23 protein-coding genes are annotated in these 22,880 nt (G+C 51.6%); 16 read left to right on the top strand and 7 right to left on the bottom strand.

What is annotated here, in order from left to right; genetic code table 11:
• Nucleotides 1–142: 142 nt before the first annotated feature.
• Entirely contained in the window at nucleotides 143–703 is a 561-nt protein-coding gene (locus tag KZZ10_RS10085; protein WP_259661388.1) for a DUF2889 domain-containing protein, read from the top strand.
• Here KZZ10_RS10085 and KZZ10_RS10080 read toward each other — a convergent pair.
• Nucleotides 700–1,653, bottom strand: a complete 954-nt coding sequence (locus tag KZZ10_RS10080) for a 1-phosphofructokinase family hexose kinase (RefSeq protein WP_259661387.1) — start codon at nucleotides 1,651–1,653, stop codon at nucleotides 700–702. The genes KZZ10_RS10085 and KZZ10_RS10080 overlap by 4 nt on opposite strands.
• 118 nt (nucleotides 1,654–1,771) lie before the next feature.
• On the opposite strand from KZZ10_RS10080, the gene KZZ10_RS10075 reads away from it, so the two are divergent.
• The 9 genes from KZZ10_RS10075 (at nucleotide 1,772) to KZZ10_RS10035 (ending at nucleotide 9,657) form a co-directional block, all read left to right on the top strand.
• Nucleotides 1,772–2,653 (top strand): HpcH/HpaI aldolase/citrate lyase family protein, encoded by an 882-nt coding sequence (locus tag KZZ10_RS10075; RefSeq protein ID WP_259661386.1) that lies wholly within the window; start codon nucleotides 1,772–1,774, stop codon nucleotides 2,651–2,653.
• A gap of 34 nt (nucleotides 2,654–2,687) precedes the next feature.
• On the top strand, nucleotides 2,688–3,896 hold the full coding sequence (locus tag KZZ10_RS10070) for a CaiB/BaiF CoA transferase family protein (protein WP_259661385.1): 1,209 nt from the start codon (nucleotides 2,688–2,690) through the stop codon (nucleotides 3,894–3,896).
• A gap of 34 nt (nucleotides 3,897–3,930) precedes the next feature.
• Nucleotides 3,931–5,097: an acyl-CoA dehydrogenase family protein gene (locus KZZ10_RS10065; RefSeq protein WP_259661384.1), complete on the top strand. Its 1,167-nt coding sequence runs from the start codon at nucleotides 3,931–3,933 to the stop codon at nucleotides 5,095–5,097.
• A 10-nt stretch (nucleotides 5,098–5,107) separates the two neighbouring features.
• Nucleotides 5,108–5,560, top strand: coding sequence for a MaoC family dehydratase (locus KZZ10_RS10060; protein WP_259661383.1), 453 nt, complete (start codon nucleotides 5,108–5,110; stop codon nucleotides 5,558–5,560).
• Nucleotides 5,557–6,822, top strand: coding sequence for an MFS transporter (locus KZZ10_RS10055; protein WP_259661382.1), 1,266 nt, complete (start codon nucleotides 5,557–5,559; stop codon nucleotides 6,820–6,822). Before KZZ10_RS10060 ends, KZZ10_RS10055 begins: the two co-directional genes overlap by 4 nt.
• 12 nt (nucleotides 6,823–6,834) lie before the next feature.
• Nucleotides 6,835–7,428, top strand: a complete 594-nt coding sequence (locus KZZ10_RS10050; RefSeq protein WP_259661381.1) for a histidine phosphatase family protein — start codon at nucleotides 6,835–6,837, stop codon at nucleotides 7,426–7,428.
• Nucleotides 7,429–7,453: 25 nt separating this feature from the next.
• On the top strand, nucleotides 7,454–8,293 hold the full coding sequence (locus KZZ10_RS10045) for an undecaprenyl-diphosphate phosphatase (protein WP_259661380.1): 840 nt from the start codon (nucleotides 7,454–7,456) through the stop codon (nucleotides 8,291–8,293).
• Between the two features lie 12 nt (nucleotides 8,294–8,305).
• Complete coding sequence (locus KZZ10_RS10040; protein WP_259661379.1) at nucleotides 8,306–8,698, top strand: type II toxin-antitoxin system HicB family antitoxin; 393 nt, start codon at nucleotides 8,306–8,308, stop codon at nucleotides 8,696–8,698.
• An 86-nt stretch (nucleotides 8,699–8,784) separates the two neighbouring features.
• Entirely contained in the window at nucleotides 8,785–9,657 is an 873-nt protein-coding gene (locus KZZ10_RS10035; protein WP_259661378.1) for a fumarylacetoacetate hydrolase family protein, read from the top strand.
• Between the two features lie 6 nt (nucleotides 9,658–9,663).
• On the opposite strand, the gene KZZ10_RS10030 is transcribed toward KZZ10_RS10035, so the two are convergent.
• Nucleotides 9,664–10,860 carry a CaiB/BaiF CoA transferase family protein gene (locus tag KZZ10_RS10030; RefSeq protein ID WP_259661377.1) on the bottom strand — a complete coding sequence of 399 codons (1,197 nt, stop codon included), beginning with the start codon at nucleotides 10,858–10,860 and terminating at the stop codon, nucleotides 9,664–9,666.
• A gap of 149 nt (nucleotides 10,861–11,009) precedes the next feature.
• On the opposite strand from KZZ10_RS10030, the gene KZZ10_RS10025 reads away from it, so the two are divergent.
• The gene (locus KZZ10_RS10025; protein WP_259661376.1) at nucleotides 11,010–11,792 is read left to right on the top strand and encodes an enoyl-CoA hydratase; all 783 of its coding nucleotides are present in this window, start codon (nucleotides 11,010–11,012) and stop codon (nucleotides 11,790–11,792) included.
• A 51-nt stretch (nucleotides 11,793–11,843) separates the two neighbouring features.
• Here the strand turns inward: KZZ10_RS10025 and KZZ10_RS10020 are convergent, their stop codons facing one another.
• On the bottom strand, nucleotides 11,844–12,632 hold the full coding sequence (locus KZZ10_RS10020; RefSeq protein WP_259661375.1) for a hypothetical protein: 789 nt from the start codon (nucleotides 12,630–12,632) through the stop codon (nucleotides 11,844–11,846).
• A gap of 143 nt (nucleotides 12,633–12,775) precedes the next feature.
• Between KZZ10_RS10020 and KZZ10_RS10015 the strand changes: the two genes are divergently transcribed.
• Nucleotides 12,776–13,765 (top strand): Bug family tripartite tricarboxylate transporter substrate binding protein, encoded by a 990-nt coding sequence (locus KZZ10_RS10015; RefSeq protein WP_259661374.1) that lies wholly within the window; start codon nucleotides 12,776–12,778, stop codon nucleotides 13,763–13,765.
• Between the two features lie 23 nt (nucleotides 13,766–13,788).
• Here KZZ10_RS10015 and KZZ10_RS10010 read toward each other — a convergent pair whose 3' ends face one another.
• Nucleotides 13,789–14,247: an acyl-CoA thioesterase gene (locus tag KZZ10_RS10010; RefSeq protein WP_259661373.1), complete on the bottom strand. Its 459-nt coding sequence runs from the start codon at nucleotides 14,245–14,247 to the stop codon at nucleotides 13,789–13,791.
• Nucleotides 14,248–14,265: 18 nt separating this feature from the next.
• Nucleotides 14,266–15,474, bottom strand: coding sequence for an MFS transporter (locus KZZ10_RS10005; protein WP_259661372.1), 1,209 nt, complete (start codon nucleotides 15,472–15,474; stop codon nucleotides 14,266–14,268).
• A gap of 219 nt (nucleotides 15,475–15,693) precedes the next feature.
• On the opposite strand from KZZ10_RS10005, the gene KZZ10_RS10000 reads away from it, so the two are divergent.
• From KZZ10_RS10000 to KZZ10_RS09985, 4 genes are all read left to right on the top strand, one after another.
• Complete coding sequence (locus KZZ10_RS10000; RefSeq protein ID WP_259661371.1) at nucleotides 15,694–17,091, top strand: M20 family metallopeptidase; 1,398 nt, start codon at nucleotides 15,694–15,696, stop codon at nucleotides 17,089–17,091.
• A gap of 67 nt (nucleotides 17,092–17,158) precedes the next feature.
• Nucleotides 17,159–18,613, top strand: a complete 1,455-nt coding sequence (locus KZZ10_RS09995; protein ID WP_259661370.1) for an N-acyl-D-amino-acid deacylase family protein — start codon at nucleotides 17,159–17,161, stop codon at nucleotides 18,611–18,613.
• A gap of 57 nt (nucleotides 18,614–18,670) precedes the next feature.
• Nucleotides 18,671–19,759: a DUF6817 domain-containing protein gene (locus KZZ10_RS09990; RefSeq protein WP_259661369.1), complete on the top strand. Its 1,089-nt coding sequence runs from the start codon at nucleotides 18,671–18,673 to the stop codon at nucleotides 19,757–19,759.
• 221 nt (nucleotides 19,760–19,980) lie between these two features.
• Nucleotides 19,981–20,289, top strand: a complete 309-nt coding sequence (locus KZZ10_RS09985) for a HigA family addiction module antitoxin (RefSeq protein ID WP_259661368.1) — start codon at nucleotides 19,981–19,983, stop codon at nucleotides 20,287–20,289.
• A gap of 37 nt (nucleotides 20,290–20,326) precedes the next feature.
• Here the strand turns inward: KZZ10_RS09985 and cho are convergent, their stop codons facing one another.
• On the bottom strand, nucleotides 20,327–21,181 hold the full coding sequence (gene cho / locus KZZ10_RS09980) for an excinuclease Cho (protein ID WP_259661367.1): 855 nt from the start codon (nucleotides 21,179–21,181) through the stop codon (nucleotides 20,327–20,329).
• 3 nt (nucleotides 21,182–21,184) lie between these two features.
• Nucleotides 21,185–22,795 carry an NAD(P)/FAD-dependent oxidoreductase gene (locus KZZ10_RS09975; protein ID WP_259661366.1) on the bottom strand — a complete coding sequence of 537 codons (1,611 nt, stop codon included), beginning with the start codon at nucleotides 22,793–22,795 and terminating at the stop codon, nucleotides 21,185–21,187.
• Nucleotides 22,796–22,880: the final 85 nt, after the last annotated feature.

The following is a 22,880-nucleotide window of genomic DNA, read 5'->3' as shown; positions in this document are numbered from 1 at the left end:
AGGTGACGATTTGATATTACCGATTTACCTTACGGCACGCGAGAGGTTGTTGGGCGCACCGCAGGAATAAAGCACGACTTAGTGTTCTGTGGTGTGGTCGGGGAAACCCGTAAAATCCCGTCATCCAATAGAGAGGTCTGCCGTGCCTTTAGTCCCAACCGTCGAACGCGAAGAAATTCATACCAGGCACATCACGATGCGCGCTTATCGCAGAGCGGATGGTTTGTATGACATTGAGGGCCGCGTGGAAGATTCCAAGCCCATACCTTTTTTGGCTCCGCTCGCGAAAGTAGAAAAACCTGCTGGGCAGCATATTCATGATATCTGGGTGCGGCTCGTTATTGACGACCACTTTTTGATACATGATGTAGCAGCATCGTCCGATGCCACGCCGTTCGGTGTGTGCAAAGAGGCTCCCTCGACGCTTGCTAAGTTAAAGGGAGAGCGAATTGGTGCAGGGTGGAGCAAGATCGTCCGGGGGCATTTAAAAGGTGCCGCAGGATGTACTCACATGATGGAGTTGCTTGGGCCAATGGCTACGGCGGCGTATCAGGCATTGTGGCCGGTCACACGCACACGCCCCGATCCGGTTGATGCCAACGGTCGCCCTTTAAAAGTGGACAGCTGTTACGCCTACGCTAGTCATACACAAGTGATTCAGCAGATGTGGCCGCAGCATTACACCGGGCCAGATAAGGTCTAGCTTAGTCGAGTGACATGTGCTTGCAAGTGAAGCCTGTGCATTGACTCAGGGTCGCACAGGCTAGAGTCTTGGTTCATCACGGCAGCGGCGGCGCTCGCCATCGCGTAGGAAAGGCACTGCTCAAGGGGCTCTTGATTGCGCAGCGCCCATACAAAGCCCGCAACGAAGTTATCACCCGCACCCACGGTGCTCACAACATTAACGGGAATAGCGGTTGCACGCCATATTCCAGTGGGTGTTGCCACAAGGGCCCCTTCTGCTCCAAGGGATACCGCGACGATTTCGGCTTGTTGTGCGTCAAGCAACAACTGCGCAGCCGAGCGCCATTGCGCTTCGGTCTCAAGCGCCTGTCCGGCCAGCTCCTCGAGTTCGCGCAAACTAGGCTTGACGAGATACACCCCAGTTTGAAGGGCAAGCTTGAGTGGAACTCCGGAGCTGTCCAAGACTAGGCGAGCCCCCTTTTCTTTCACCGCTGTAGCAAGATGTGCAAAAAAGTCATCGGGTACGCCTGGCGGAAGGCTGCCGCTGGCAATCACAGTGTCATCGGTGTGCGTGAGGTTTAGCAGCTTGTTCAAACACGCTTGCCACTCAGCCGGGATGAGCGTTGGACCCGGCAATAAGAAGCGAAAATCCTTTCCGCTTGATGTTTCGTGCACGGAAAAGGCTTCGCGGGTCTCTCCAGAGATTGGAACGGGTTCGCTACGAACGTCCTCCACCTTCAATGCTTGGACGAGAAGTTGTCCGGTTAAACCTCCGACTGGATAGACGGCAATGCAGGCTTCGGCAGAGTTTGGATTCAGTCGGGAGAGCACACGGGCCACGTTGATGCCACCCCCGCCTGGTTGAGTTTTTGCTGCTGTGCAGCGCAATTTATCGGTATGTACAACTTTATCGATTGAAGTCGACAGGTCGAGGGCAGGATTCATCGTGAGTGTTAAAACTTTGCTCATGGTGCAGGCAAATCCCTCTGAGAGTGTTGACTAATTATCGCCCAATCCACCCAAGCTATACTCGAACCCAAGCTTTTAGAGGCACTAAACGCCTTTAGATCAAAAACGGAGAATTGCAATGCGATCCCTGCTATTTGTGCCTGCGGATAGTTCGCGCAAGCTTGAGAAATCTTTGCAGAGCGGCGCAGATGTGTTGATCTTTGATCTGGAAGATGCGGTGTCGATGGCACGCAAACAAGACGGCCGAGATGAACTGGTCAAGTTTCTGACGCACACCAAGCAAAGTGCTGTGCCGACACCCAAGCTGTATGTGCGTGTCAACGCGCTGGGTACCGGAATGACGCTGGCAGATCTGGCAGCGGTCATGCGTTGTCGGCCAGATGGGGTTGTCTTGCCCAAGGCGAGCGGTGCTAAAGATCTCGCGTTGCTCTCGGCTTATCTTGAAACTTTCGAGCATCTGTATCCACAAGGGGACGACTTAACCTCGATCATTGCCATCGTGACTGAAAATGCCGAGTCACTTGCTGGGTTGAATGAGTATCGCGGTGCGACGCCTAGGTTGGCTGGCATGATGTGGGGAGCAGAAGACTTGTCCGGCGACATTGGTGCGCTAACGAACAAGGAAGAGGACGGTTCCGGGGAATGGACTTCGCCCTTTAATTTGGTGCGCTCGCTCTGTTTGTTTGCAGCAACGGCAGCTGGTGTCCCTGCAATCGACACTGTCCCTACTGTCATTAACGATGCACAAGCGCTCACGCGGGAAACGCGACGAGCTTATCGCGACGGGTTCTCGGCCAAGGCTGCAATCCATCCTGGCCAAGTCCCTGTGATTAACCAAGCAATGACTCCGGATGCTGCTACGCAAGAGTGGGCGCAAAAGGTCGTCGCTGCCTTTGCAAGTAGTGGCAAGGTTGGTGTCGCTACCCTAGACGGCAAAATGCTAGATATGCCGCATTTGCGGTTAGCTAAAAAAATTATTGCCGCGGCGCAATTAGCGTAAATATTGAGATGACGTTTCAAAAGGTTGTGACATCATGAGTGGTCCACTAAAAGGTATACGCGTGGTCGATATGACTGCGATCTTGATGGGCCCGTACGCAGCCCAGCTACTCGGCGACATGGGAGCGGATGTCATTAAAGTGGAGTCTCCCTCGGGTGATATGGTGCGCGACGTCGGGCCGATGCAGCATCCACGGATGGGGTCGCTATATCTGCACGTTAATCGCAGCAAGCGTGGGATGGTGTTGGACGTCAAACATCCAGAGGGGCTTGAGGCGATCAAAAAATTGATCGCAACGGCTGACATTTTGCTCTACAACGTACGTCCGCAAGCAATGGCGCGCCTCGGACTCGGCTACGACGAAGTCAAGAGCATTAATCCTCGCATCCTGTACGCAGGTACATTTGGTTTTGGTCAAGACGGACCCTACGGGCACAAACCAGCGTTCGACGATTTGATTCAAGGAGCGATTGGTTTGCCTTCGCTCATTAAGCAAGCGGGCTCAGACGTGCCGCGTTACGTGCCATCGAACCTCGTGGATCGTACCGTTGGTCTGTATGCAGCAACGTCGTTGTGCGCGGCCTTGTATCACCGTGAGAAAACAGGTGTTGGGCAGCGGATCGATATTCCTATGTTCGAAACGATGATCAGCCATTTATTGAGCGACCACATTGGTGGCCAAACCTTTGACCCACCTAACGGTCCGCCTGGTTACCCGCGTTTGCTGGCCTCAGAGCGTCGTCCCTACAAAACCTCTGATGGCTATGTGTGTGCGGTCATCTACAACGATAAGCAGTGGGCTTCATTTTTTAAAGCGATTGGGCAATCAGAGATTTTCGAAACGGATGCAAGATTTAAGAATTTAAGTATCCGTACCCAACACATTAACGACCTGCAGGCTTTGGTAGCCAAGATCTTTCTCGAGCGCACCACTGAGGACTGGCTCAAGCTCTTAGAGCTTGCGGATATTCCGACCATGCCTCTGCATTCTCTCGAGACGATATTCGATGACCCCCATTTAAATGCGATTGAGTTTTTTAAATGGAAAGAGCATCCGACCGAGGGGCGTATTCGTATGGTTGACGTGCCGACGACTTGGACTGAAAGCCAACCTGAGCATGGACGTCATGCACCGCGTCTAGGCGAGCACAGTGTCGAGATGTTGCGCGAGCTTGGTTATTCCGAGCAGAAAATTGCTGACCTGCTCAAGCAGGGTGTGACGCTAGCGCCAGAAGAAAAATAGTATTCGAATAGTGTTTTGAATTTGAGGTGTAGTGATGGACTTTTCCTTATCGCAAGAGCAAGAAACGATTCGCGAAGCAATCGCAAAGATTTGCGAGCATTTCGATGATCAGTATTGGCTTGAGAAAGACAGGCACGGTGGCTTTCCCGCAGACTTTCATCAAGCACTCGCTAAGGATGGCTGGCTAGGCATTTGCATTCCCGAGGCCTACGGTGGTTCCGGACTCGGAATCACTGAAGCCGCGATCATGATGCAGACTATTAGCGAATCTGGCGCTGGAATGAGTGGCGCGTCGGCTGTGCACATGAATATTTTCGGCTTGAATCCCGTTGTGCAGTTCGGCACGGAAGAGCAAAAAAAGCGTATGTTGCCGCCTCTGGTCTCAGGTGCAGAGCGGGCCTGTTTCGCAGTGACCGAACCGAACACAGGTTTAAATACCACGCAGCTTAAAGTTAAGGCTGAGCGCTCGGGTGATCACTACGTGTTGAGTGGAACCAAGGTTTGGATTTCAACGGCACAAGTGGCAGAGAAGATGTTGATTCTGGCGCGTACGACGCCCCTTGAAGAGGTAAAGAAACACACGGATGGTTTAAGCCTTTTTTACACCGACTTCGATCGTAACTTCATCAAAGTCCATGAAATTGAAAAAATGGGCCGCAAGGCCGTAGATTCAAATGAGTTATTCATTGATGGATTGAAGGTGCCTGTGGCTGATCGTATTGGAGAGGAGGGCAAAGGTTTTCAATACATCATGCATGGCATGAATGCCGAGCGAATCTTAATCGCCGCAGAAGGGGTTGGTCTTGGAAAGGTCGCGCTTAAGCGCGCAACGAATTACGCGCGTGAGCGTGTCGTCTTTGATCGACCGATTGGTCAGAATCAAGGGATCCAGCATCCCTTGGCAGCATGCTGGATGGAGCTTGAGGCTGCGAACCTGATGGTAATGCAGGCTGCAACGCTTTTTGATAAAGGCGAGTCCTGCGGTGCTCAGGCGAATGCCGCGAAGTATCTGGCCGGCGAGGCGGGTTTCAATGCGTGTCAGACCGCTGTGATGACGCACGGTGGGTTTGGCTATGCCAAGGAATACCATGTTGAACGCTACCTGCGCGAAGTCTTGATCACACGTATTGCGCCTGTGAGCCCCCAGCTAGTGTTGTGCTTTATCGCCGAGCGTGTGCTTGGCTTGCCTAAATCTTATTAGGAGAAATTCAATGGCAGGTCTGTATTTTGAAGAGTTTGAAGTGGGTCAGCTTTTTAAGCACTCCCTGACTCGCACCGTCACTGAGATGGATAACGTTCTGTTCTCGACGTTGACAATGAATCCCCAGCCTTTGCATCTGGACAAAGAGTTTGCCTCCAAGACGGAGTTTGGTCAGATTCTAGTCAATAGTTTGTTTACCTTGGGCCTAGTGATTGGTATCTCTGTGGGTGAGACCACTTTAGGTACGACCATTGCAAACCTAGGGATGACAGACACGCGTTTTCCACATCCTGTTTTTTATGGTGACACGATTCGTGTAGAGACGACGATCATCTCTAAGCGCTTGAGCAAGTCACGTGGCGATGCGGGCATCGTTGAGTTTGAACATCGTGGCATCAACCAACGCGACGAAGTTGTCTGCCTCTGTCGTCGTTCAGGCTTTATGAAGTGCCGTCCCGCATGATCCATCAACGTCCATCCGATGCCAGGATGGCGGTGATCGTGCTGTTGATCTGTTTCTTGTTCAACATGCTTGGTCGCGGAGTAGGTGACGCGTATGTAACGTTCCTTCTGCCACTCGAGAAAGAATTTGGCTGGACACGCTCTGAGCTGACGAGCGTGTATTCAATCTATAACATTGCTAATGGACTGTCGGCACCTTTTATCGGAATGCTCTTCGATCGTCGTGGGCCACGCTTTGTTTATTTGTTAGGGATTCTAAGCTTAGGCGTTGGATATTTTCTCGCGGGGAATCTCTCCCAGCTTTGGCAGTTTCATCTTTGTGTAGGGTTGGCAGGTGGTATTGGTGTTAGCGCTTTGGGCATGGTCCCGTCCGCAAGCTTGATTGGTCGTTGGTTTCCACACAATACAAGCACTGCTATCGGGATTGCGTATGCCGGTTTTGGCGCGGGCACGCTTGCGATTGTTCCCTTCGCGCAGTATCTGAATGAAGTGATCGGCTGGCGTAATGCATATTTCACTTTGGGCGGAATATTGATCGCGTTACTGCCCTTGGTGTTAGCGTTGCCTTGGTCCATTATCCAAGCTGGGCGACCTGTACAGGCCGAGACTATTACGAAGCGTCTGGATACCTCTCCTGCAGCTGCCATCACAATTTCGGGATCTCCATTGCTAGGCGCGATGAAGACCACAGGATTTTGGGCGTTGGCTCAAGCATTCTTTTTTACTTCTGTCGTGGTTTACACCGTGACGGTACAAATTATTCCGTATTTAGTGAGCGTTGGATTTTCAGCGCTAGAGGCTGCAAGTTCGTTTGGTCTGGCAGGGATTCTGTCTGTGCTTGGCGTCAGTTCTGCTGGTCGACTTGCAGATCGACTTGGCGCACGGTGGACTGCGACGCTAACTTTTACGTGTACCTCGATCGGGCTTTGTGCGCTGCTTGGTTTAATGTATTTCCCATCACAATGGTTGTTGATGACATTCGTTGTTTTTTTCGGAATTGCTCAAGGTGCGCGTGGCCCGATTGTGTCTGGTTTATGTACCAAGCTGTTTCCACGACATGGGCTTGCGACAATTTATGGAGCGATCTACGCTTGTATGTCGCTGGGCGCCGCGGCCGGCGCAATGATTTCTGGATTGATCTATGACTTCTCGGGTGGCTACAAGGCGAGTATTATTTTTTCCATGATGAACGTGATTCTTGCTGTGTCACCGTTTTGGTATTCAAAACAGTTGAGACAGTTTGAGCGACAGTCCAAAGAATAAGGTGTGATCGTTATGTTCAATAATTATTCTGTCACTGTTTTAAAAAAAATATTTTTGATGCTCCTGTTGGGGCTGAGTGCCATTGGTGTGGCCCAAGCCGATCTGCTTGGAGACTTGACCGATGGTCAACATGTTCTGATGATTCGGCATGCCGATGCTCCGGGCGTGGGTGATCCAACTGGATACAAGTTAGACCAATGCGCAACCCAGCGCAATCTGGGGGAGTATGGTCGCAGGCAGTCGGTTGCGATTGGACAGTGGCTGGCAGACCGAAACGTTCAGAGCGCAAAGATGTTTAGTAGCGCTTGGTGTCGTTGTATTGATACGGCCACCTTGATGAATAAAGGGCCGGTCAAGATTGAAGCGGCACTTGGATCTTTTTTTGGTGATATGAGTCGGCGCGATATGCAAAATCGCGCCTTACAAAGTTTGATTGCGTCCAACTTAAAGGCACATCCGAAGCAACCACTTATTTATGTCACACATCACGTCAATATTGAGGCCTTCACCGGACAAGCCATTGGAGTGGGCGATATTGTAGTGGCGCGTGTTACGCCGGAAGGCCGTTATGTATCGCATCAAACGTTTGCAAGTCCCCGTCCGTAAGCTCATTAGGTCATCCTAAATTTTCATGACTGATCAAACAATTTATTTGCTCAAAGCGTTTTTCCTCGGTGTGTTGGAAGGCGTAACAGAATTTTTACCTATTTCAAGCACAGGACATTTGATCCTCTTTGGCAACTGGATCAATTTTGAGTCTGATGAGGCAAAAGTCTTTGAGGTGGTGATTCAGCTGGGCTCAATCCTGGCGGTGATGTGGATTTTTCGGCAGCGTTTAATACAGATGATTGTCGGGACATTGCGTTTGGATCCAGTCGAAGTGGCCTTTACACGTAATCTATTGATTGCCTTTTTGCCGTCAGCGATTATTGGGTTGCTGTTTATAAAAATGATCAAGGCCTTGTTTTTTCACCCTGGCGTTGTTGCGGTCACACTGGTGCTCGGTGGCTTCATCATGTTGTGGGTTGAACGCCGTCGCTCTCCTGCAGCGGCCGCCGCGCTTGCGGCGCGCCCTCAGGCACGTACGCTTGAGCAAATTAGCTGGAAACAGGCATTGGCGGTGGGATGTGCACAATGTTTGGCGATGGTGCCTGGAACCTCGCGTTCGGGTGCCACCATTATTGGTGGCATGTTGGCTGGTATTCAACGCAAGACGGCAACAGAGTTTTCTTTCTTTCTCGCGATGCCGACGATGCTCGCAGCCGCGCTCTACGACACCTATAAGCACGCTGGCTTGCTGAGCCAACAGGACATGCTTGCGATTGCTGTGGGTTTTATTAGCGCTTTTCTTTGCGCGCTGCTGGTGGTTCGCGCAGTATTGGCGTTCGTTTCAAAGCATACTTACCGAGTATTCGCCTGGTACCGGATAGGTCTGGGGATTATTGTCGGTGTTTGGCTTTGGATGGCTTGAGGTACGAAAATCATGAAATATCCAATTGCAATTGAGCCGGTTGATGACTCCTCCTCCTGGGGAGTGGTTGTGCCGGATTTGCCGGGTTGTTTTTCAGCATCTGATGTTGGTATTGATGATGCGATCGAGCAGTCAAAAGTAGCAATTGAGCTTTGGATAGAAGTTGCTATCGATCAAGGTCAAGTCATTCCGCCTCCTCAGCCCATTGCTTTGCATCGAAAAAACAAGCAATTCAAGGGCTGGATCTGGGCAATTGTGGAAATTGATCCGGCATTGCTCTCTGATGATATTGAGCGTGTAAATATTTCTTTACCAAAGAAAGTACTAGCGCGCTTGGATGCCAAAGCTCGCTCTCTTGGTGAAACGCGCTCAGGCTATATTGCTCACTTGGCGTTAACGGGTTAGGGCGCAAGGTCAGTTAGTTGTTGGGTGGTTACACTTTTATTTGAATTAATTCAATCGATACCTTCTTAAAATAACCGGAGCACGACATGCGTTTATTTAGCTATCAAGATAAAAACAAACAGAAGCGAGTAGGTTTGCTGCGTGCGCCTGATGCTAAAGAGTTTATCGATTTAGGTGCGACCGATGCGGCTTTACCGACAAGCTTGCTTGAAATCATCGAGACAGCGGGTGCGATGGATCGTGTTGCTCAACTCGCCAAGGCATCGAACGCCGTGATCCAACCGCTGGCAGGTGTGAACTTTATTCCGTTGGTGGACAAGCCCAGCAAAATTATTTGCCTTGGCTTGAACTACGCAGACCATGCGGCTGAGGGTGGTCATGCACGCCCAGAGTATCCGGCATTTTTTATGCGCGGGCCAAGCTCTATGGTGGGGCATCTCGCACCGATGATTCGCCCTAAGGTCTCAGATAAGTTCGACTACGAAGCGGAATTGGCTTTTGTTGTTGGCAAGCGTGCGCGCCACCTTACCGAGCAAAATGCCTTGGACTATCTGGCGGGCTATAGCGCATTTAATGACGGCAGTTTGCGTGACTATCAGCGTAAATCGACACAATGGACGATCGGTAAAAACTTTGACGGTACTGGCGCCTTTGGCCCTTGGCTCGTGACACCCGATGAGTTACCCCGCGCTGCGGATGGTTTACGGATTCAGTCGCGCCTGAATGGCCAGATCATGCAAGATGCCAATACCAAAAACTTTTTGTGGGGCATCGTCGAAACTCTGGTGTTGATCACAGAGTGCATGACATTAGAGCCTGGTGATGTCGTCATTACTGGAACGCCGGCTGGCGTTGGCTACGCGAGAAAGCCGCCAGTCTTCATGAAGCAGGGCGACACGATTGAAATCGAAATTGACGGGATTGGTGTGTTGTCCAACCCCGTCAGTGACGAAGTCTAAACGACGTTAGACGACGCCTTGTTCACGGAACTTGGCGATCTCGTCGGCGGAGTAGCCAACTTCTCCCAAGACCTCGTCGGTGTGCTCACCCCACTGCGGTGCAGTGGTCACGACATCGGCGGGGGTACGACTCAACACTGCGGGTTGTGTAATAAAGCCTTTTTGTTTTCCGTTTTTGTCATTGACCATTTTTGAAATGTTCGACTGCTGGACATGCTCGTCTGCAAACATTTGCGGCACGTTGTAGACCGGACCGGCAGGCACGCCTGCGTTGTTGAGGGATTCCACCCAGTAGGCAACCGTTTTGGTACGGAACACTTCGTTGAGTACCTTGTTGCACTTCGCACGGTTCACCGCGCGTGTTTTTTCATTGGCGAAGTCAGGATCGTTCATCCACTCTGGGTGTTGCATCAGTTCGCACAAACGGACCCAGTTGCCTTGGCCTGAAGCACCGAGGTTAAACACGCCATCACTCGCTTCAAACAAGCCCATAGGACTCGATGTAGGATGATCGTTGCCTGCTTGACCTGCGACGTCACCTTCGTTGAGGTAGCGTGCCGCCTGGAAATCCATCATGGCGATTTGTGCGTGGAGTAAAGACGCGTGAACCCACTGGCCTTTGCCTGAACGCTCGCGCTCAAGCAGTGCAGTCAAAATACCGATACCAGCGTAGAGGCCTGCGCTCATGTCTGCGACGGCCAGTCCTGCGCGCACGGGACCTTGGCCGGGGATGCCGGTGACTGACATTAATCCGCCCATGCCTTGCATGATCTGATCGAAACCGGGACGCGAGGAATAGGGGCCTTCTTGGCCGTAGCCGGAGATGCTGGCCAGGATGATCCGTGGGTTCACTTTTGCGAGTGACTCGTAATCGACGCCTAACTTCTTTTTGATGTCTGGGCGCCAGTTTTCTACGACCACATCAGCCGTTTTAACTAGGCGCATCATGACATCAAGCGCACCAGGCTTCTTTAAGTTCAAGGTCATCGCCCGCTTGTTGCGGTTGAGGTTTTGAAAGTCACCCCCTTCGCGATTCGCTGCAAACATACCTTCGTTGGGGTCGACCCCTTTGGGAGGTTCGATGCGGATCACATCGGCGCCAAAGTCGGCTAAAAGACGCACGCAGTTTGGGCCCGCACGAACACGAGACATATCCAAAACTTTGAGGTTTGACAGGGCAGAGGATGCTTGAATTTTTGACATGGCTTTGTTGGAAGTGATTCAGAGAGGATTGCGAAAAATTGGATCGAGCCTTGTTGTTTTTTTGGGGCTAGAGACGGTTTTATAAGTTGCTTTCAGTATTATTGCAAGGGATACTACTATGTGAACAACTATAACTGGAGAAGTCCCTCATGGCCGAGATTTTGACCGCAAAAAATGGTGCTGTTGGCACGATTACGATTTCCAACCCTACCAAGATGAACGCCATGTCGGTGCAGATGTGGACCGATTTGCCAAAAGCGATCCGGGCTTTTGATGCTGATCCCGAGGTGCGGGTTATTGTGATTACGGGTGTGGGTGATAAGGCCTTTGTGTCGGGCGCAGACATTTCGCAGTTCGACAAGCTCCGCAGCTCAGCAAAGACGCAAGACGACTACGACAACGCAGTGGCTGATTCGATGGTTGCACCGGTTGAGTGCTCCAAACCCATTATTGGCAAGATTCGTGGTTTTTGTTTTGGTGGTGGCTTGGGCTTAGCGGCCGCTTGTGACATCCGGATTTGCTCCGAAGACGCAACCTTCCGGATGCCGGCCGCACGCTTGGGTTTAGGGTACGGGCATAAGGGTATCAAGCGGTTTACCGACATCATTGGTTTGGCCAATGCCACCGATATTTTTGTGACGGCGCGTCGCTTCGATGCGCCAGATGCGTTGCGAATGGGCTTTGTCTCTCGCGTCTGTGCCGGTAGCGAGATTGATGCTGTCGTCGATCAGTACACTAAGATGATCGCTGAGAACGCACCATTAACCGTTGCGGCAAGTAAATTCAACATACGCCAAGTGTGTGCGCATCCTGATGAACAGGACATGGATCGCGCGGTACAGATGGTGAAGAATTGCTTTGCAAGCGAAGACTTCAAAGAAGGCCGGACGGCTTTTATGGAAAAACGTCCTGCGCAATTTAAAGGTCGTTAATTAAAAAAAAGGCGCCTCACTGAAGGCGCCTTTTTTTACGATCGTGTGATTCTATGCGCCTTCACGCTTAGGGAATTGCATGCACATAATCGCAACACCAGCGCTCGAGGATTGCACGACGGGCGCCTTGTCTGTGGGGGCGATAAAAATTAATGAGCGCTCAAATGCATCTTCTCCGTTGATGGTGCATGCGCCTCGCAATACCATCCAATATTGACCGCGCCCAGTGTCTGGTGCCGGGCCAGTAATCACTTGTGCTGAGGTCGTCTGGAAAAGTGTCGCGCCGAGTCCGTCAGCCTCGGCTGGAACGACGGCATGTGTTTTGATTCCATCAATGTTCTTTGGACCGTCGGTATCGCCAATCAACGCGGGAATTAATCCCAGACCGTGTCGGTAGGACTTGGTCTTGCCTTTCAGTGCTTCTTTGTGCTCGGGCATCCAGCGTGCGCCGGGATCCCAGCCATTACGCAAGGTGTAGTACTCGACATTGGTGCCTTCAGCATGAATTGGTGCGTAAGGAGTAAACGCCATGGCGTAATGCACAGTCATGCCTTCGATTGGCTTGATTCCAAACTTTCCTTCACCGGAAACGAATACTTGAAACTGGTCCGCTTGATGGTAGTGGCCAGGGATCGAGGAGTGAGCGCCTTGTTCAACTAGAAAGGCGATCGGCTCCAGCGGTGGGGGAAACGCCTCTGGGGCCCTTGGCGGCATGTTTTTTGCCCGGCGCTCGACAGAGTTCATCCCGACACAGGAGGATACCCACGTGTCTGTGCCATTTGGGAGTTTGTAGTAATGACGTTCTTTGAGGGCTTGCTCTCGGGTGACGACGTGTGACATGTCTCAGTAATCCTTTTTCTACGACGGACTCAATGAGGTTAATCTTACCCGCTGGCGTGAGGACCTGTCGATACGGCCCGTAAAAAGGGCATAATTGCGCTTCGAATTAATGTATAAGAAAAACTGAGTTGGGAGATATTTAAATGGTAAAGCTGCGTAAATCGATAACAACAATGCTGTTGGCGGGTGCCTTAAGTGTGGTGGGCATGCAAGGGGCTTGGGCTCAGGCTGGTTTCCCCGATAAGCCAATATCTATTCATGTAGGTTTCCCGCCAGGCACGTCGACGGACTCGATCGCCCGGATTCTGGGTGAGAAGATGAGCAAGGATCTGGGGCAACCGATCATCGTTCGAAATAAGCCAGGGGTCGGTGGAACATTAGCGCCGGCCGAGGTCGCTAAAGCGAAACCTGATGGCTATAACTTATTGCTGAGCGCGACCGCTCCAATGAACACGGCTGCGCATCTGTTCAAGAGTCTGCCTTATGACCCGCTGAAAGATTTTGTGCCTATTGGGCAGACCTCATGGCTACCCATGATGCTCGTGACGAACAAAACGAAAGGCTTAGATACTTTCGAGAAATTTGTTGCCTATGCACGTGCCAATCCAGAAAAATTGACCTATGCCTCGATTGGTAATGGCACGACAAGTCATCTCGTGATGCTGATGCTGTTGACGAAAGCAAATATAAAAATGGTGCACGTACCTTACCAAGGTAGCTCGCAGTCGCAAGCGGATGTGATTGGCGGGAACGTTGATGCGACTTTCGACACGATGGTCACGGTGCATCCTCACTATAAGTCTGGCCGACTCAATGCCCTCGCGGTGAGTACGAACCGGCGTGCTGAAATGGACCCAGCCATACCGACCTTGGAAGAGAAAGGTATCAAGGACTTCAACCTGGGCGCGTGGATTGGTATGTTCGCACCCAAGGGCACGCCACAACCTGTCGTCGAAAAGATTCATGCAGCGCTGAATCGTGCGCTGCAAGATCCAGAAACCAGTAAAAAGCTTGTCGCTTTGGGCTCTGAAGTTGTGGTGAGCCCCACCTCAGCTGACTTTGGTGTATTCGTGAAGCAGAACTATGATTTGTGGGGCGAGCTCGTCAAGATTTCTGGGATCGAGCGTCAGTAAGTTTTATGGCTAGGAGGCTGAGATCACATCGATTTCAGTCTCTCGATTTCTTTACAGAACGGCTCGGGTAGGGCTTCTGGACGTTGCGATTGCCGGTCTACACAGACGTGCACAAATAGACCTTGGGCTGCGGCTTGGTCTGAGTCTGCTGTGAAGACCGCAACCTCGTAAGTGATCGAGCTGCGTCCAAGGCGACCAGGACGCACAGCCACCTGAATCGTGCCCGGCGCCGATACCTGACTGAAGTAGCGACATTCTGAGGCAACCACTAGCGTCTGGTAGGGCCCAGCAATGTATGGTCGCAGGTTGTAATGCAATAAAAATGCATCGACTGCCGTGTCGAAAAATGAATAGTAGTGAGCATTGTTGACATGCCCATAAGAATCGTTATCTGCCCAGCGTAAGGTTACCGCTTCAAAAAAAGAAAAATCTTTCTTGTAGAGCGGTACGGAACGAATTGTGTCAGTTGATTGGTTGCTCATTTTTTATGCGTCGTGTGTTTAATCTGGTTTGTACTTGCTTGAGATGAGACATAGTGCGGCAAAGATTCCGAGGCCAAGTCCTCCAGACAGCCATAACGCGCCAGAGCCCCACTCAGTCACAGCTAAGCCGAATAAAAAGGGTGCAGCCGCTTGTGCAAACTTAGAGGGCATCATTAGCCAGCCTTGGCGTTGCCCGTAGCCGCGCGTCCCAAAGATGGCAAGTGGCAACGTCCCACGCGAGATAATAAGAATCCCATTGCCGATGCCATGCAGTACAACAAATAATGCGGCCACCGGTGCACCAAAGATCATGAGTAGCGTTGCGCCAACAGGATGTGCAAACGCGGCGATTCGGGCACTGATTAATGGATGCCAGCGTCGCATAAAAAAGAAATCGAGTAGACGACCTAAAACTTGCGACGGCCCAACAAAAGCGCCAATGGCAAAGGCGACTGCGAGTGGCACTCCAATACCTTCCAACATGCGCGGCATGTGCGTCATCAAACCCATCCCCACGAATGAACTGGCCGCAAATACAAAGGCAAGCAGCACGCCAGTGTATTTGCCAGGACTATGTTGAACTACAGGGGATGTCGTTGTTGCGGTTGCTGGTGTAGTCACGGCCTCTGCAGTGGCCGCAGGCGTTGGTTTTTGGGTAGTCGTGGTGTCAGGTTTGGGTACCAACGCGTTGACAGGCAAGCCAATGAGCACATGCGTGGCAGCCCAGAACCAACAGGTTCCACGCCAACCAAACTTGGATTCGATGTAGACCGACGTTGTCCAACCTACCAAGCTTGCGAAGCCAGCGATCAGTGTGACGCCTGTGATCGGATTACGTGACTCTTTGCCAAATAAGCGGACGATCGTGGCGAAGGCGACCTCAAACAGTCCGCACGCCATCCCAAAACCTAAGATTGCATAGGCGATCAGTACGGACAGCAATCCTTGAGAAAAACCTAATAAGGTGAGTGCGATTGCAAACGACACGCTTGACATCATCAAGACCGGTCTGCCACCAAAACGGTCAACAAGTCGACCCACGTAGGGACCAGCAAAAGCAGAGACGCAAAGCGCCAAAGAAAAGGCCGCGAATATCGTCGCAGGCGACAAACCGAGATCTTTGCTCGCTGGGATGACGGTGACAGCAGGGAGATAGTGAGAGCCCGCGCTCGCCAGGACTTGTGCGATGCCCGTGAAGCCGACAGCGCGATAGATGCGGAGATTCATGTTTTGGTTTTTGTGATGTTTGCCTATTTTTGCATTCTTCTATCGATTTACGCTAACCGTGTCGCCAAATTAATGTGATACGGGTCAGATGTCACGCCGAACCCTCCTGACAGTCCAAATTTTTAGACATGGCGGTAATATAAGTGGCAGTCTTGCGAAAAGATTACGATTTATAAGCAAAATTTAGTTCCATTATTTAACCTACACACGAGACAAGCCATGAGCCGTCAGCAAGCGATTGATTCCGCTACCGCCTATTTTGATCAAGGCACCTTTCAGTCGACGTTGGCGCGCCGCGTCGCGATAGCGACCGAAAGCCAAGAGCCGGGAAAGATCCCAGTGCTCACGTCTTATCTGACCGAGGAGTTGGCACCCACGCTTAAAGGGCTTGGCTTTGATTGCAAGATTATTCCGAACCCGATCGAGGGTGGTGCACCCTTTATGGTTGCAAGTCGGACGGAGTCAGCGGCAGCCTTTACCGTCTTGACCTACGGTCATGGTGATGTGGTGCGGGGCTACGCGCCACAATGGATCGAAGGCCTGGAGCCCTGGACGCTAAAAATACAAGGCGACCGCTGGTATGGTCGTGGTACGGCTGACAACAAGGGCCAGCACACCATCAACCTTGCTGCGCTAGAGCAGGTCATCACTGCACGTGGTGGCAAGCTTGGCTACAACGTGACGCTGTTGATTGAAATGGGTGAGGAGATGGGTTCGCCTGGTTTGCGCGAAATGTGCGAGCAGCATGGCGACTTACTCCAGGCCGATTTATTTTTGGCGTCGGATGGTCCACGTGTGTCAGCGACTCGCCCAACACTCTTTTTGGGTTCGCGTGGGGCGTTCAATTTTGAGCTCAAACTCAATGTCCGACAGGGCGCGCATCACTCTGGCAACTGGGGTGGCTTGCTTAAGAACCCTGGCATCCGCTTGGCACACGCGATCGCATCGATGGTCGACGCTAAGGGGAAGATTCTCGTTCCAAAACTTTTACCCAGCTCATTACCCGACAACGTAAAAAAGGCGCTCGCAAACATTGAAGTCGGTGGTGGCCCTAACGACCCGGAAATCGATCCTGATTGGGCCGAGCCAGGTTTGACCCCGACCGAACGTGTCTTTGCGTGGAACACCTTTGAGACCCTTGCGTTCAAGACGGGCAACCCCGATGCACCCGTCAATGCGATCCCCGGCTATGCGATTGCGTTCTGCCAGTTACGGTATGTGGTGGGTAGTGACAATGAGAATTTCTTAAAGCATATTCGTGAGCATCTCGATGCACATGGATTTACCGATGTCGAAGCGGTAGCGAGTCGTGGCGAAGCCGCCGAAGCGACGCGACTGGATCCCGATAACGCTTGGGTCAAGATGGCGGCAGCATCGATTACGCGTACGACCGGAAAGACCGTTGATATTTTGCCTAACCTTGGCGGTACCTTGCCTAACGATGCGTTTTCAAAAATTCTGGGCTTGCCCACGGTGTGGGTCCCGCATTCGTATGCAGCATGTTCGCAACATGCGCCTAATGAGCACATGCTGGGTTCCGTTGCGCGCGAGTCCTTGCAGTTGATGGCTGGACTGCTCTGGGACTTGGGCGACGAGGGCGCAAAAATCGCTGCGTAAAGCTATCGCAAGCACTGGCCTGACAAAAATACTATTTGAAAAGACACACACTGGAAACCTTTAAATCATGACAACCAAGTTTGATTTACTTATTCGCAATGCAACCGTTATTGACGGCACAGGTGCCGATCGCTACACCGCGGATATCGGTATCAATGCTGATCGGATCGCCAAAGTAGGTGACCTCTCGGGTTGCACCGCTAAAAAGGAGATTGATCTTAAAGGTCATGTGGCAGCGCCTGGTTTTATTGATGCGCACACGCATGATGATCGCTTGATGTTGTCGAATCCGGAGATGACGCCCAAAGTCAGTCAGGGTGTGACGACTATTATTGGTGGCAATTGTGGTGTCTCGTTAGCGCCAATGCCACGGCCGATTCCTGATCCCGTGACGCCTCCCTTGAATCTGTTGGACGACGAAGGTAAGTGGTTTCGTTTCCGTAGTTTTAAAGAGTATCTCGATGCGTTGAGGGCTGAGCCTGCGACCACCAACCGCGCGATGTTGGTGGGGCACACAACCTTGCGTGTAGCTACGATGGATGATCTTGAGCAGCCAGCGAATGCCAAACAAATTCACGCGATGCAAGAGCTTGTTGTCGAAGCGATGCAGGCAGGTGCAATTGGAGTGTCGACCGGTTTGTTTTATGAGCCGGCTGTCGCTGCACCGACTGAGGAAGTGATCGAAATCTGCAAACCACTCAAAAAATATAATGGCTTGTATTGCACGCATATGCGCGATGAGGCCGATGGTGTGATGGAGTCGCTGGAAGAGACTTTCCGGATCGGACGTGAAGTGGGTGTGCCGGTCGTGATTTCACATCACAAGGTGATTGGGCAGAAGAACTACGGCCGTTCGGATGAGACGCTTGAGTTCATTCGTAAGAGCATGGCGATGCAGCCGATCTGTCTCGACTGCTACCCCTACACTGCAGGCTCAACAGTGCTATCCGCTAGTCGTGCCATTACTTCCGCACGCGTGATCGTGACGTGGTCTAAGCCTTTGCCACAGTATGCAGGCCAGGATCTGGATAAGATCGCGGCGCAGATGGGTGTATCGCAAGATGAAGCTATTGAGCGCCTGCTGCCTGCCGGTGCGATTTATTTCCGTATGGATGAAGGTGACGTACAAAAGATATTGCAATTTGCGCCAACAATGATTGGTTCAGATGGATTGCCACATGACTCCTCACCACATCCTCGTTTGTGGTCAACCTTCCCCCGCGTGCTTGGGCACTATCGTCGCAGCCTCGGCTTGTTTTCACTTGAGACCGCGGTGCATAAAATGACGGGCCTGACGGCTGTGAACTTTGGTCTTGCAGACCGCGGTGTCATCAAAGAGGGCGCATTCGCGGATCTGACGCTTTTTGATGAAGAGACCGTCGATGAAGTTGCAACCTATGAGAATCCGATTGCGTTGGCCAAAGGCATCCACACGGTTATTGTGAATGGCGATATTGTCTGGAATGACGGCAAGGCAACGGGCGCGAGACCAGGACGTGTGCTGTCTCGACCGCTGAGCTAAGATTTTTTCGAGCCTATTTAGAACGATCTGTAAAACCTTTGCTTGAGACCTATCAACATGACGACTAAGTTGCCAACGCTTAATTCCACACAACTGACCCGCGCGATAGCCCTGCTCGACGAGGAATGGTTGGCCCATGATCCTGAGTTAGGGCCGGTTATGCCTTTGGTTCTTGGGCGAGGTGTCGGGCAAGACTGGCACAAGGCGGGAACGTTTCGCCATCATTTGGTGGGCGTGACCCGTACACTGACTCTGTGGCAACAGCCACTTGTGGTGCGTCAGCTTGGCCTCTTGCACAGTGTCTACGGTAATGCACATGTGGATCTGGTGAAGTTCGATCCCAAGAGTGAGCGAGGACGTCTACAAGAAGCTGTTGGTGAAGATGCCGAACGACTCATTCACCTCTTTTGCGTCATGTCGCGCACTGAGCTCGTGCGAGAACTATTCAAAGGTAATCTCAAGCAAGACGGTAGCCTCACGATTACCTTGAACGGTGCCCCTTTTGATTTGCCACCGCGCGATGTCGCAATCTATATCGTTGTAACGATGGCAGATATCTGTGAGCAGTGGTACAGCTGGCAAGATGATATCTACATGGGCTACCCAGACTACAAGGCGGATAACGCTCAGTTGCATTGGGGGGCCGCCTTATGGCCAGGACCGATGCGTCCGTCTACGTATCGCTGGAGTCAGATTTCACAGCTAGCGACACTTTTGCAGCACCCTGGTTTGAAGGATTTGTTGCCAACACCGCCAGTGTTTGAGTTGGGGCAGGGGGTGCTTACCCGCGAGAATGAAGCGTCGGCTGCTGCGTTGTACTGGTCCGTGATGCAGCAAAACCAACCGATGCTGTCGCCTGACGCGACAATCGCCGTGTTGAAGCAAACGATTGCCTTGAACCCTTACGTTGCTGAACCTTATCTTGTGCTGGCACAGCTCTACATGACGTTCCGAAACTTTGAGGAAGGTGAGCGTTACGCTGCCGCTGGCGTTCAGTTAGTTTCGTGCTGGGGTAATTCTTGGGATAAGCGGATTGGCTGGGATGCCTGGATGTCGTGGGGACGTGTGTTGCTGCAATCGGCACAAAAACGTCAGTGGCCAGAGACGCTCAACAAGTTGAATAACGTTGCGTTGACGCCTGAGTAAATCACGCTGAGCTGATGCTCGAACCCGTGGGTTAATTTGTCTACCCGTCAGATCGGTAACCATGGTTATTTCGCTACACTTTGCTTATCAGCAAATATTCTGTTTTACAGAATCTGTTTGGCGGAATATACTATTTATGATTGCTTCATTCCGGTGCCTCGATACTCAGGCACTCTTTCGGACTATTCACGTTGGAAAGTGTTGATTATCACTAAGTGAAAATGATGACTAGGCGTTTGCAAGAAATACACCCAGGTGAGATTTTGAACGAAGAGTTCTTGAAGCCTCTGCAGATAACCGGTCGACGCTTATCTAGTGATATAGATGTTCCAGCGAGTCGCATTAGTGAAATCTTGAATGGCAACCGACCGATCACGGCAGATACTGCTGTGAGGCTTGGAATTTATTTCTCGATGGATCCGATTTTTTGGATCAACTTACAAGCGGAATATGATGTCCGTGTCGCAATTCGAGAGAATAAAAAAACGTTGCAATCGCGCATTCGTGTATACCAACCCATTGCCGCGTAGCCGCTTGTGTGCGAAGGCTTTCGCCTAGGCGTTGCCTTTAAAGTTCCACGACTGGCAACGAGCTAGTCAGAATGGGTTTGCATAGAATCTTGTAGCCGTCGCTATCGAACGCAGCGGCGATGGTGCTGAGCTCTCTAGCTTGTTCAATCGTCATTGCGCTACCCAAGTACAGCCAGTTGTGCACCACATGAATATCGGTATGCGTGTCATTTTTTTCGATCAAACCGATGGGCCCCACATAAGGCCAACATTCAATACGCTGATTTTCTAATTGTTGTATGAGTCGATTATGGTGTACTGCAACCGTTTCGACGCCACAACAGGCCCCAGCGCAGCGCTTGAGCATGTGTCTGTAGCAAGGGCGATTGGCAGACGCTTTTTCAATGCCGAGTATTCCCCAACACAGGTTGGCTTCATCCGCGAGATCCTTGAGTGCTTCAAGCGCAGAATGTCTGCTCGCAAATAGTCCGTATAGATGCGGTGTGTGTGCAAAATCAATGTCCTTTGAATATACGATCTCAGGCTTATCGTCTTGCAGTCTGATGGAGCACATTTGACGTGTGCGTCGTAGTTTTTGATTGAAGAGTGGTTGTTGTTCTTTGATTAATTGGGCTTCAAGCAAGAGTGCACCGATCTCACCAACGGTTTGAATGAAAGTAATGCGCTGTGTCTGACGAAGCATGCGCGCTTCGTCGAGGGTGCGAAAGTGAGACATCACCCTCGTACGGATATTGATACTTTTTCCGATGTAAAGCGGCAAACTATCGGTTAAACCGTGAAAGATATAAACACCCGGTGTCTGCGGCAGATCGTTCAGGTACCCGCGTAAGTGCTCAGGGTACGCATACCCCGTGGTCGGATCGAACTCCGGATGTTTGCGCGTTCGTGGCATTGACTAAGGCGCCGTATAGCTGAGTGCTACGGCTTCCGCGACTTTGATTCCATCGACACCAGCTGACAAAATCCCACCAGCGTATCCCGCACCTTCGCCTGCGGGGTAGAGCCCTTTGATATTCAAACTTTGGTAGTCGTCGCCACGCGTAATGCGCAGCGGTGACGAAGTGCGTGTCTCAACACCCGTCAGCACGGCATCGTGCATGGAAAAGCCTTTGATTTGACGCTCAAAGGCAGGCAACGCTTCGCGCATGGCTTGAATCGCATAATCAGGTAGGCTCGACGCTAAGTCGGTAAGATGCACGCCAGGTTTATAAGATGGGATCACACTGCCAAAAGCCGTGGAGGCCTTGCCAACAAGGAAATCACCCACGAGTTGGCCTGGGGCTTCGTAGGTGCCGCCGCCCAATTCAAACGCCTTGGATTCAATCGTACGTTGAAACTCAATCCCTGCCATTGCGTCACCCGGATAGTCAGCGGGTGTGATGCCGACGACAATCCCAGCATTTGCATTACGCTCATTGCGTGAGTATTGGCTCATGCCGTTCGTCACAACACGATTAGGCTCTGAGGTTGCCGCAACCACAGTGCCGCCTGGGCACATACAAAAGCTGTAGACACTACGGCCATTATTAGCGTGGTGCACAAGCTTGTAGTCTGCGGCACCGATCAGTTTGTTGCCCGCATGGGGGCCGAGTCGGGCGCGATCGATCATAGACTGTGGGTGCTCGATACGAAAGCCAACTGAAAACGGCTTGGCTTCCATATAAACACCAGCCTCGTGCAGCACTTTGAAGGTGTCGCGAGCGCTATGACCTAGAGCCAGCACAACATGGTCTGCAGCAATGTGTTCGCCGCTTTCGAGTGTCAGCCCACGCAGTTGTTGGTGGTCAATCTCCAATCCAACGACTTTTTGCCCGAATCGAATCTCACCACCTAGGGCGATGATTTCTTCCCGCATTTTTTCGACGACACCCACCAGTCGGAACGTACCGATATGAGGTTTGGCGACGTAGACGATCTCTTCGGGGGCGCCAGCCTTGACGAATTCGCGGATGACTTTGCGACCGTAGAATTTCGGATCTTTGATCTGGCTGTAGAGCTTGCCATCAGAGAAGGTACCAGCCCCACCTTCACCGAACTGTACGTTGGACTCTGGATCGAGTACGTTTTTGCGCCAAAGATTCCAGGTGTCTTTAGTGCGTTCCCGGACTGCTTTGCCACGCTCAAGTACTAGGGGCTTAAAGCCCATCTGAGCAAGCAGTAGCGCTGCGAAGATGCCGCAGGGTCCAAAGCCCACAACAACTGGCCGAAGCCGCTTGGATGAGGTGTCGTGCGAGGCTTGAGCGACGTAATGGTAGCCCGTGTCTGGTGTTGGGGTAACCCGCGCGTCTTCTGTATGACGCTTGAGGACTGCGATGGGATCTTTTACAGAGACATCGACAATATAGGTAAAAGATAGCGCCGCCTTTTTTCGGGCATCATAGCTACGCTTAAAGATCTCAACATCCAATAATTCGCTGGCAGAGATGCCGAGACGCTCAAGGATTGCTGTCTCAAGATCTTGCGGAGTGTGATTGACGGGTAAGCGTAATTCGGTAATGTGAATCATAGAGTGCAACGATACACAAATTTCTTGCTAATTGGCGGCCGCGGACTAAGCTGAAATCTATAAAATATGCGCAATTTCAGTGTTC

Source organism: Zwartia hollandica, from assembly GCF_019923725.1.
Lineage (GTDB): Bacteria > Pseudomonadota > Gammaproteobacteria > Burkholderiales > Burkholderiaceae_B > Zwartia > Zwartia hollandica.
This window is presented reverse-complemented; position numbering and strand designations above follow the sequence as displayed.